This is a genomic window from Streptomyces longisporoflavus, assembly GCF_014649775.1.
Classification (GTDB): Bacteria; Actinomycetota; Actinomycetes; order Streptomycetales; family Streptomycetaceae; genus Streptomyces; species Streptomyces longisporoflavus.
In genome coordinates, this window is sequence record NZ_BMTR01000014.1 from 20,558 (window position 1) to 30,763 (window position 10,206).

Sequence of the window (10,206 nt, forward strand, 5' to 3'; positions counted from 1 at the left end):
TCACTCCTTCTCCTTCTCGTGCGCGTGCTCGTGCTCGTGCTCGTGCTTCTTGGGCGGCTGGGCTTTGCCGTTGATTCCGGCTTTGGGGATCACGCTCTTCTCCACGACCGTGCCGTCCTTGAGGCAGATCCTGAAGTGCTCGACGCTGACGAAGAGTTCAGCACTCGCGCGGTAGTAGCGGCAGTCCGCGCCTTCGGGGGGCGGGGTCGGGGCGCGGTCCTCGGGCGGGTCGGTCGCGGCTCTGGCGGGCAGGAGCCGTTCGGCGTCGGACTGTGGCTGGCCGATCTCGAGACGGGCGTAGTCGGCGGGTTCGAGTACGGCCTGCGATCTGGAGTACGCGTACCAGGCGAAGGCGCCGCCCACGAGGAGCACTCCGGTGGCCAGGGCGGCGCCGAAGGCCAGTACGGTGTGGCGCCGCGCGTGTGCGATTCGAGCCCCTGCGGGGGCGGGCGTGGGGGCAGACGGAGACGTGGGGGCGGACGCGGCCGGGGAGTGGTTCTCGCCCGCCGCGGGGAGCCGTGCGACGACCCGGAAGCCGTCGCCGTGCGGTCCGGCGTCGAGGGTGCCGCCGAGGTCTTCGACGCGGGCCCGCAGGCCTACGAGGCCGGAACCGGCGCCGGGCCCCGGACCCATGCCGGTTGCTACCCCATTGGTGACGATGACGGCGGCCGGTCGGACCTCGACGGTGACGGGGGCGCCGGGGGCGTGCTTGGCGGCGTTGGTCAGGGCTTCCTGGACGACGCGGTAGGCCACTCGGCCGTGTTCTTCCGTTACGGCGGCCGGTTTCGCGTGACCCCCCTCGCCGCTCTCCGCGTACTTGACCGGCAGGCCCGAGTCGGCGGCCCGTTCGACCAGGGCCCGCACGCTCTCGCCCGCCGGGGCGAGCGGGGCGGCCTCGTCTCCCTCTTCCCTCAGCAGCCCGATGATCTCGTGCAGCCGGTCCGTGGCGTCGGACGCGGCGGCGCGCAGGTCCGCGGCGGCGCTGCGGTGCCGTTCCGGCAGGTCGGGGGCGACCTGGAGGGCGCCGGCCCGTACCGCGATGAGGCTCAGCTCGTGTCCGAGGGAGTCGTGCATGTCCTGGGCGATCCTGGCCCGTTCCCGGAGCCGGGCCCGGTCGGCGACGATGCGCTGCTCGCGCTCCAGCTGGGCGGCGCGGGACCAGCCGGCGGCGGACAGTTCCTTGCCCTGGCGGAGGTAGCGGCCCGCCAGCCACGGGAAGACGGCGCCGAAGAGCAGCGTGCCCATGAGGACCAGCCACTCCACCACGGGGTCGACCCCGCGTACGAGGATCTTGGCCGTGCCGAGGAGGGCGGTTGCGCCGAAGGCTAGGAGTGCGGGGCGGATGCGGGTGGCTTTGCGCCCCATGAGCAGCGCGAACGTGGCCAGGGCGGGGCCGTACGAGAGCGTGAACAGGGAGGGGGCTGCGGCCAGGCCCGGGCCCGCGGCCGCTGCGAAGGCTGCTGGGGGGTGGCGGCGCCAGGTGGCTGCGGCCAGGCCCAGGGCGGCGATTCCCGCTGCCTGTTGCCAGGCGGGGCGGGGTTCGTTCAGGCCTATACGGTCCGCCGTCAGCGCGGGGAGGGACAGTGCTGCCCAGAGGAGGGTGTCTTGTCCTCGGCTGCTTTTCACGCCGTGACGTTACTTTTCGTCCCGCGGTGCTCGCCCCTGTCGATCGTAAGGTCCTTGGCCCTTGGGCCGCCTTCTCTCCCACCCACCCGCCCGATCACCCCGCGTCCACCCTGACCGAACAAGCTCTCCCACCCACCCGCCCGATCCCCCTGCAACACCACCTTGCCGAACAAGCGGGTGGGTGGGGCGGCGGGGACAAACGAAGGGCGCGTGGGGCGGCGCGGCTGCTTGGGGCCGGCAGGCGAGTAGCGCGGGTGGGAGGCGGGGCGGGCGGGTGCTTCAGGCGCGTAGGGCGGGTGGGATGCGCGGGCACCAGGCGGCCGAGGGACAGGCGAATATTGCGGGCGGCGCGCGTGGGGGTTTGGGGTGGTAGAGGTGGGCCGGAAGGTGTTGGGTGGGCCCGTCCAGGCGGGCGAAACCGGGGGGAGAGGGCCCCGCCTGGCCCGGCGTCCGGTGACCCCGTGGCAGGATCGTCTTGCCATGACTGCGCCCACGAAGCCCATGCCGCCCATGCCCCCGACGCCGATGTCAGACCGCCCCGAGCCCGCCGGCGAGGCCCTGCACAGCCCCGTCATCGCCTGGTTCGACGCCAACGCCCGTGATCTGCCGTGGCGTCGGGCCGACGCCGGGCCCTGGGGCGTGATGGTCAGTGAGTTCATGCTGCAGCAGACGCCCGTAAGCCGCGTCCTGCCCGTGTACGAGCAGTGGATCGCCCGCTGGCCCCGCCCCGCCGACCTCGCCAAGGAGGCCCCCGGCGAAGCGGTCCGCGCCTGGGGACGCCTCGGCTACCCCCGCCGCGCCCTGCGGCTGCACGGCGCCGCCGTCGCCATAACGGAACGGCACGGCGGCGACGTACCCGCCAAGCACGCGCAGCTCCTCGCGCTGCCCGGCATCGGCGAGTACACCGCCGCGGCCGTCGCGTCCTTCGCGTACGGCCAGCGGCACGCCGTCCTCGACACGAACGTCCGTCGTGTCTTCGCCCGTGCCGTGACCGGCGTCCAGTACCCCCCGAACGCCACCACCGCCGCCGAGCGCAAGCTCGCCCGCGCCCTCCTGCCCGAGGACGAACGCACCGCGTCCCGCTGGGCCGCCGCCTCCATGGAGCTCGGCGCCCTCGTCTGCACCGCCAAGAACGAGAACTGCGCCCGCTGCCCCATCGCACAGCAGTGCGCGTGGCAGGCGGCCGGCAAGCCGGCGCATCAGGGGCCGGCCCGCCGGGGACAGACGTACGCGGGCACGGACCGCCAGGTCCGCGGCAAGCTGCTCGCGGTGCTGAGGGAGGCCGTGGCCCCCGTGCCGCAGGCGACCCTCGACCGGGTGTGGGACGAGCCCGTGCAGCGGGCCCGCGCCCTCGACGGACTGGTCGCGGACGGCCTTGTCGAGCCTCTCCCCGAGGGGCTGTACCGCCTGCCCCTGACCTAGCCGGGGGCCGGCGGGACCTCGCCTTTACGTCCCGCCTACTTCTGTTACACAACCGACGGAAGGCCGTGCGCCCGCCGCTGGCTGCTCCGCACAGCCTCGTGACAACGCCTCCGTAGCTTCATAGCCGTACCGCACAAGCAGCGGTAGTCGGTGAACGGAGGCGGTTGGGTATGGCGCACGGTGAGGTGCTCGAGTTCGAAGAGTACGTCCGCACTCGGCAGGACGCCCTGCTGCGCAGTGCCCGGCGCCTGGTCCCCGACCCCGTCGACGCCCAGGACCTGCTCCAGACGGCGCTCGTGCGGACGTACGGCCGCTGGGACGGCATAGCCGACAAGCGGCTCGCGGACGCCTATCTGCGCCGCGTCATGATCAACACGCGTACGGAGTGGTGGCGGGCCCGCAAGCTCGAAGAGGTCCCCACCGAGCAGCTGCCCGACGCGTCCGTGGAAGACTCCACGGAACAGCATGCGGACCGTGCCCTCCTGATGGACATCATGAAGGTCCTCGCACCCAAGCAGCGCAGCGTCGTCGTGCTGCGACACTGGGAGCAGATGTCCACGGAGGAGACGGCCGCGGCACTCGGCATGTCCGCGGGAACGGTCAAGAGCACCCTGCACCGGGCGCTCGCCCGGCTCCGCCAGGAGCTGGAGAGCCGCGACCGCGAGGAGCCCGCCACCGGCGCGCTCGAACGTGAGGAGCGGGAGCGTTGCGCGGCCTAGGCCCCCGGGCTGGCAGGACGATCAAGGCGGGGAGTGCGGCAGGTACCGCGCTCGCCGCCGTCGCCCTTTTGCTCACCGCCTGCTCGACCGGCGGTTCCGGCGCGAGGGACGAGGGCCCCGGCAACCGGGGCGAGACGGTGATGACCCCGTCGCCGTCCCCGACGCCCTCCGCGGAGTCCGCGCCCTCGCCGCCCTCCACCCTCGAAGCGGTGAAGCTCGTCAAGGGCGACCCGAAGGTGAGCCGGACGGTCAAGCGCGACCTGAAGCCCTGCGTCGCCGACGAGTACCCGGTCGACGTCTCGTACGGAAACCTGACCGGAGGATCTGCCTCCGATGTCGTCGTGAACATCATGACCTGCGGCGATGCGGTCGGTACGAGCACGTACGTGTATCGCACCGAGGGCAAGAAGTACGAGAATGTCTTCCAGGACGAGGAGCCGCCCGTCTACGCGGAGATCGACCGCGGCGATCTGGTGGTCACCAAGCAGCTGTACGCGGAGGACGATCCGGTGTCGTATCCCTCGGGCGAGGTCGTCATCACGTACGAGTGGGCGGCGAACCACTTCAGGGAGACGGACCGCATCCGCAATCACTACAGCAGCGCGGCGGGCAGTGATGCCCCCGCTCCGACCGAGAACTGAGAGAACTGGAAGCCCCCGATGGCAGAGCACACCCATGTCCTGTTCGTCGAGGATGACGACGTTATCCGCGAGGCGACGCAGCTCGCGCTCGAACGGGACGGGTTCGTCGTCACCGCGATGCCCGACGGCCTGCGGGGCCTTGAGGCGTTCCGCGCCGACCGGCCGGACATCGCGCTGCTCGACGTGATGGTGCCGGGCCTGGACGGCGTCTCGCTGTGCCGCCGCATCCGCGACGAGTCGACGGTTCCGGTGATCATGCTCTCGGCGCGTGCCGACTCCATCGATGTGGTGCTCGGCCTGGAGGCGGGGGCCGACGACTACGTGACCAAGCCCTTCGACGGCGCGGTTCTGGTGGCCAGGATCCGCGCCGTCCTTCGCCGTTTCGGCCACGCGAGCGGTCCCGAGTCGGGGGCGCCCGCCGCCGGTGAGGGCGGCTCGCCGGACGGCGGCGTCCTGCACTTCGGCGATCTGGAGATCGACACGGAGGGCATGGAGGTCCGCAGGGGCGGCGATCCGGTCGCGCTGACGCCCACCGAGATGCGCCTGCTCCTCGAATTCTCGTCCGCGCCCGGCACGGTCCTCTCCCGCGACAAGCTCCTGGAGCGGGTGTGGGACTACGGCTGGGGCGGCGACACCCGTGTCGTCGACGTCCATGTGCAGCGGCTTCGTACGAAGGTCGGCCAGGACCGCATCGAGACGGTCCGCGGCTTCGGCTACAAACTCAAGGCGTGAGCCGCCGGCGTGGCTGAAGCGAACGGCGTGGCTGAAGCGAACCGTGTGGCCGGCCTGAACAGCGCGTCCGGTCTGAACGGCGTGGCTGACCTGAACAGCGCATCTCGGGGGACATATATGAGCAGGAGGACGGTGGCCGCGCCCGCCGCGGTGCGCGCCCGCCTGCGCACGGCGTTCGGCTCCCGCCTGCGCACCGGCGTGCGCTGGAAGATCAGCGCGGCGATCGCGCTCGTCGGAGCGCTCGTCGCGATCGCGCTGAGCCTGGTCGTGCACAACGCGGCGCGCGTCTCGATGCTCGACAACGCGCGCGACGTACAGGACGAGCGGATTCTCTACGCCCAGCGGATCTACGAGACGTCCGGGCGCACGTCGCAGTTCGGCATGAAGATCGACGATCCTTCGATGCCCAAGGAGCTCCTCACGAAGGTGCTCGCCGGGCGGCGTGCGACGTACGTGGAGGACCACGAGGGCGGTGTGCCGGACATCTGGGCGGCGGTGCCGCTGAGCGACGGCCACATCTTGTCGCTGCACACCCGCTTCACCGACCGCAGCACGACCGTCATGCGGGACCTCGACCAGGCCCTGGTCATCGGCTCCATCTCGGTGGTCTTCGGCGGCTGCGCGCTCGGCGTGCTCATCGGCGGCCAGCTCTCGCGGCGCCTGCGCAAGGCGGCGACCGCGGCGCAGGAGGTCGCCCGGGGGCAGACGGACGTCAGCGTACGAGACGCCATCGGCGGCGTCGTACGCGATGAGACCGACGATCTGGCGCGCTCGGTGGACGCGATGGCGGACGCGCTCAAGCAGCGTCTCGAAGCCGAACGGCGGGTCACGGCCGACATCGCGCACGAGCTGCGTACGCCGGTGACGGGCCTGCTCACGGCGGCCGAGCTGCTGCCGCCCGGCCGGCCGACGGAGCTGGTCAGGGACCGGGCGCAGGCGATGCGCACGCTCGTCGAGGACGTACTGGAAGTGGCCCGCCTGGACAGCGCGGCCGAGCGGGCCGAGTTGCAGGACCTGATGCTCGGCGAGTTCGTGACGCGGCGAGTCGCGGTGCTCAACTCCGAGGTGAGCGTGACGGTGGTGCACGAGTCGGAGGTCACCACCGACCCGCGCCGCCTGGAGCGCATCCTCGGCAACCTCCTCGCCAACGCGGCCAAGCACGGGAAGCCGCCGGTCGAGGTCAGCGTCGAGGGCCGTGTGGTGCGGGTCCGCGACCACGGGCCCGGTTTCCCCGCGGGGCTTCTCGCGGAGGGGCCGAGCCGTTTCCGCACCGGCAGCACGGACCGGGCGGGGGTCGGGCACGGTCTGGGTCTGACGATCGCCGCGGGTCAGGCGAGGGTGCTCGGCGCGCGGCTCACGTTCCGCAACGTGGCGCCCGCGGGGGCCGGGCCCGATGACCCGGCGGAGGGCGCGGTGGCGGTCCTCTGGCTGCCGGAACACGCTCCGACGAACACGGGCAGCTTCCCGATCCTGCGGCTGCCGGACAAGTAGAAGCGCCCCAAAGGGGCGCGGGAAACCGCGCGACAAGCCACAACGCGCCTGTACGTAGATACAAACGACAGCGGGCCCCGGCGCCGTCAAGGCACCGGGACCCGTTCACAGCCGGGTGGATCGCAGTTCAGACAGCCTCTGCAACCGCTTCCCGCGCCCCGGGAGCGGCGTCCCCGGCCGCGTCCCCGGCCGGCTTCTCGTCCCCGGAGCCGGAGTCCTTGGGCTCGGAGTCCTTCGGTGCCGCCCCCCGCAGCGGAACCTCCTTCACGAACAGCGCCGCGACCAGCGCCGCCACCCCGATGACCGCCCCCAGCAGGAACGCCGAGTGCGTACCGGCGGAAACAGCGTGCTGATACGCGTCCCGCACGGGCGCCGCCAGCCGCGCCAGGCTGTCCGCGTCCAGCTGCGCCGACTGCTCGGTGACCTTGCCGCCGAGCTCCCCGGCGCGCGAGGCCATCGTGTCCTCGACCCGGCTGTTGAAGAGCGCCCCCATGATCGCGACGCCGAACGACGAACCGAGCGTACGGAAGAGCGTGGCCGAGGACGACGCGACGCCCATGTCCTTCATCTCGACGCTGTTCTGCGCCACCAGCATGGTGATCTGCATCAGGCAGCCCATGCCCGCGCCGAGCACCGCCATGTAGAGGCCCGAGGTGAACCGCGACGTGTCGGTGTCCATCTGCGCCAGCAGGAAAAGGCCGAGGACCATCAGTACGGTGCCGGCGATCGGGAAGATCTTGTACTTGCCGGTGGAGGTGGTGAACCGCCCCGAGAAGAACGAGACGACCATCATCGAGAGCAGCATCGGAAGGAGCAGCAGCCCGGAGTTGGTGGCCGAGGCGCCCTGCACCGCCTGCTGGTAGAGCGGCAGGAACAGCATCGCGCCGAACATCACGAACCCGGTGAGGAAGCCGATCACCGACATCAGCGTGAAGTTGAGGCTGCGGAAGATGTGCAGCGGCAGGATCGGTTCGGCGGCCTTCTTCTGCACGATGACGAAGCCGATGAGGGCGACGACGCCGATCGCGATGAGCTCCATGATCACGGTCGAGGTCCAGGCGTACTCCGTACCGCCCCACGTGGTGACGAGCACGAGCGAGCTGATGCCCACGGTCAGGAGCGCCGCACCGAGGTAGTCGATGCGCCCCTCCGCCTTCTTCTTCGGCAGGTGAAGGACGGCCGTGACCATGGCGAGCGCGACGGCGCCGAGCGGCAGGTTGATGTAGAAGGCCCAGCGCCAGCCGAGGTGGTCGGTGATGGTGCCGCCGACGAGCGGTCCGCCGATCATGGCCACCGCCATGACGCCGGTCATCATGCCCATGTACTTGCCGCGCTCCCGCGGCGTGACCAGCTCACCGATGATCGCCATGACGCCGACCATCAGACCGCCGGCGCCGAGTCCCTGTACGGCACGGAAGCCGATCAGCTGGCCCATGTCCTGCGCCATTCCGCTGAGCACGGAACCGAGCAGGAAGATCACTATGGAGGTGAGGAAGACGCCCTTGCGCCCGTACATGTCGCCGAGCTTGCCCCAGATCGGGGTCGAGGCGGCGGTCGCGAGCATGTACGCGGTGACGACCCACGACAGGTGCTCCATGCCGCCGAGGTCACCGACGATCGTCGGCATCGCGGGGCTCACGATCATGTTGTCGAGCATCGCGAGCAGGATGGTCACCATCAGCGCCATCATCACGACGCGCACGCTGCGCGGCTGAGGCGCTTCCTTACCCTTCTCCCCTGCCTTCTCCCCGGGCTTTGTCTCTGTCTCGGCCATGTTCCCCACTCCCCGGATACCCCGACTGCGTATTGCTGTCCGCCGCCACTTACTTGCCGACCGGCAAGCTGACTACACTGGGGGAAACTAGACCCCCAACTAGCCGGGCGTCAAGTAAGTAAAATCGGGTCCAAGGATTCGAGTCGAGGGAGCCAGGGAGCAAGAGATGGTCACGGGCAAGCAGCAGCGCCGCGGGGACACCCGCCAGCGCATCCAGGACGTGGCCCTCGAACTCTTCGCCGAGCAGGGGTACGAGAAGACGTCACTGCGCGAGATCGCGGAACATCTGGACGTCACGAAGGCCGCGCTCTACTACCACTTCAAGACCAAGGAAGACATCCTCACCAGCATCTTCGAGGACATGACCCGGCCCATCGACGAGCTGATGGAGTGGGGCAGGGAGCAGCCGCGCACGCTGGAGACGAAGCGGACGATCCTGACCCGCTACAGCGAGATCCTCAAGGGAGCGGCGCCGCTCTTCCGCTTCATGCAGGAGAACCAGGCGACGATGCGGGACCTGAAGACGGGCGAGACCTTCAAGGACCGCATGCTCGGCCTGCTCGACATCCTCAGGGAGCCGGGTACGCCGATGACGACGCAGGTGCGCTGCTTCAGCGCGCTGTTCACGATGCACGGCGGGATGTTCGTGCTCAAGGACGTCGAAGGCGACCCCGAGGAGAAGCGCAAGGCCATCCTCGAGGTCGCCATCGATCTGGTGACACAGGCGCACGAAGGCGCCTAGGGGCTACCGGGTCAGACGGTGACACCGTTGGAGCGCAGGAACGCGACCGGGTCGACCGCCGAGCCGTAGTTCGGGGTCGTACGGATCTCGAAGTGCAGGTGCGGGCCGCTGGAGTTTCCGGTGTTGCCGGAGGCGGCGATGTGCTGGCCGGTGCCGACACTCTGGCCGACGCGCACGTCGATCTTCGACAGGTGCGCGTACTGCGAGAAGGTGCCGTTGTCGTGCTTGATCACGATGGCGTTGCCGTACGCGGGACCGTCACCGGCGCCGTTGCCGCCGGCCTTGACGACGGTGCCGTTGTGCACGGCCTCGACGGACGTGCCGATCGACACGGCGAAGTCCTGGCCGGAGTGCTTGCTGGACCACATGTTGCCGCCGAGCCCGAAGGACGCGGAGAGCGTGTACTTGTCGACCGGGTCCTGCCAGCCCGCGGCCTTCTTGGCGGCGGCCTGCTTGGCCTTGGCCGCGGCCTGCTTGGCCTTGCTCGCGGCCTTGGCCTGCGCGTCGGCCTGAGCCGAGACCGAGTTCGCGGAGACGCCGGGCAGCGCGCCGCTCTTGGCGTCGGCGGCGGCGGCGATCCCGGTACCGAGAACGGCCGAGGCGCCGAGCCCGGCGGCGGCGACGGTGATGACGGCCGACCGCGTGCGGAGCAGGGACAGGCCGGACTGGGTGGACGTGGCGCGCTTCGACATGGCGGATGACCTCCGGGATGGGGAGCGTGTACGTGACACCGCCGCTGTCGCTGCGTGGCACGTGGGACTGGGACACAGGGGGACCCGGCACACGCTTCGCTGCGTTTCCGCCGGGGCCTCACCTTGGTAACCCGCCCCCCGGCCGCTGCTCAAACACCCCATCTACTACCTAAAGCCGTAGCGAACCGCCCCTCTTTCGACCTCTTGACACTGACAAATCCCGACAATTACCCCTTCAACCACTTGCCGGAATTGCTGCCCGCAACCACGTTTAACCCCACTTCCAAAGGGCATCTCCGGCCAGCACTGGCACGTCCGGCGACCGACCCCTCCCGACGCCCCCAAGGTCCCGGGGGCTGCGTGCCAA

9 protein-coding genes are annotated in these 10,206 nt (G+C 70.4%); 6 read left to right on the plus strand and 3 right to left on the minus strand.

Features of this window, described 5'->3' with window-relative positions:
* A complete protein-coding gene (locus IE226_RS26690; protein ID WP_190083939.1) occupies positions 1-1,626 on the minus strand; it encodes an ATP-binding protein in 1,626 nt (541 codons plus the stop codon).
* A 480-nt stretch (positions 1,627-2,106) separates the two neighbouring features.
* Here IE226_RS26690 and IE226_RS26695 point away from each other — a divergent pair, with 480 nt between their 5' ends.
* The 5 genes from IE226_RS26695 to cseC all read left to right on the plus strand — a co-directional run bounded on the left by IE226_RS26695 (position 2,107) and on the right by cseC (position 6,631).
* A complete protein-coding gene (locus IE226_RS26695; protein ID WP_308429538.1) occupies positions 2,107-3,048 on the plus strand; it encodes an HhH-GPD family protein in 942 nt (313 codons plus the stop codon).
* Between the two features lie 170 nt (positions 3,049-3,218).
* Positions 3,219-3,767, plus strand: a complete 549-nt coding sequence (locus IE226_RS26700) for a SigE family RNA polymerase sigma factor (protein WP_190083940.1) — start codon at positions 3,219-3,221, stop codon at positions 3,765-3,767.
* The gene (locus IE226_RS26705; protein WP_229871560.1) at positions 3,755-4,408 is read left to right on the plus strand and encodes a hypothetical protein; all 654 of its coding nucleotides are present in this window, start codon (positions 3,755-3,757) and stop codon (positions 4,406-4,408) included. Before IE226_RS26700 ends, IE226_RS26705 begins: the two co-directional genes overlap by 13 nt.
* Before the next feature lie 18 nt (positions 4,409-4,426).
* Positions 4,427-5,140, plus strand: a complete 714-nt coding sequence (gene cseB, locus IE226_RS26710) for a two-component system response regulator CseB (RefSeq protein WP_190083941.1) — start codon at positions 4,427-4,429, stop codon at positions 5,138-5,140.
* A 117-nt stretch (positions 5,141-5,257) separates the two neighbouring features.
* Positions 5,258-6,631 carry a two-component system sensor histidine kinase CseC gene (cseC, locus tag IE226_RS26715; RefSeq protein ID WP_190083942.1) on the plus strand — a complete coding sequence of 458 codons (1,374 nt, stop codon included), beginning with the start codon at positions 5,258-5,260 and terminating at the stop codon, positions 6,629-6,631.
* A gap of 127 nt (positions 6,632-6,758) precedes the next feature.
* On the opposite strand, the gene IE226_RS26720 is transcribed toward cseC, so the two are convergent.
* On the minus strand, positions 6,759-8,405 hold the full coding sequence (locus tag IE226_RS26720) for an MDR family MFS transporter (RefSeq protein ID WP_190083943.1): 1,647 nt from the start codon (positions 8,403-8,405) through the stop codon (positions 6,759-6,761).
* A gap of 166 nt (positions 8,406-8,571) precedes the next feature.
* Between IE226_RS26720 and IE226_RS26725 the strand changes: the two genes are divergently transcribed.
* Positions 8,572-9,147, plus strand: coding sequence for a TetR/AcrR family transcriptional regulator (locus IE226_RS26725; protein WP_190083944.1), 576 nt, complete (start codon positions 8,572-8,574; stop codon positions 9,145-9,147).
* 11 nt (positions 9,148-9,158) lie between these two features.
* Here the strand turns inward: IE226_RS26725 and IE226_RS26730 are convergent, their stop codons facing one another.
* Positions 9,159-9,839, minus strand: a complete 681-nt coding sequence (locus tag IE226_RS26730) for a M23 family metallopeptidase (protein ID WP_190083945.1) — start codon at positions 9,837-9,839, stop codon at positions 9,159-9,161.
* Positions 9,840-10,206: the final 367 nt, after the last annotated feature.

Bases quoted from the DNA above. Each gene is read 5' to 3' on its own strand.
- cseB (WP_190083941.1), top strand. From the start codon at position 4,427: ATGGCAGAGCACACCCATGTCCTGTTCGTCGAGGATGACGACGTTATC.
- IE226_RS26725 (WP_190083944.1), top strand. From the start codon at position 8,572: ATGGTCACGGGCAAGCAGCAGCGCCGCGGGGACACCCGCCAGCGCATC.
- IE226_RS26700 (WP_190083940.1), top strand. From the start codon at position 3,219: ATGGCGCACGGTGAGGTGCTCGAGTTCGAAGAGTACGTCCGCACTCGG.
- cseC (WP_190083942.1), top strand. From the start codon at position 5,258: ATGAGCAGGAGGACGGTGGCCGCGCCCGCCGCGGTGCGCGCCCGCCTG.
- IE226_RS26695 (WP_308429538.1), top strand. From the start codon at position 2,107: ATGACTGCGCCCACGAAGCCCATGCCGCCCATGCCCCCGACGCCGATG.
- IE226_RS26730 (WP_190083945.1), bottom strand. From the start codon at position 9,839: ATGTCGAAGCGCGCCACGTCCACCCAGTCCGGCCTGTCCCTGCTCCGC.
- IE226_RS26720 (WP_190083943.1), bottom strand. From the start codon at position 8,405: ATGGCCGAGACAGAGACAAAGCCCGGGGAGAAGGCAGGGGAGAAGGGT.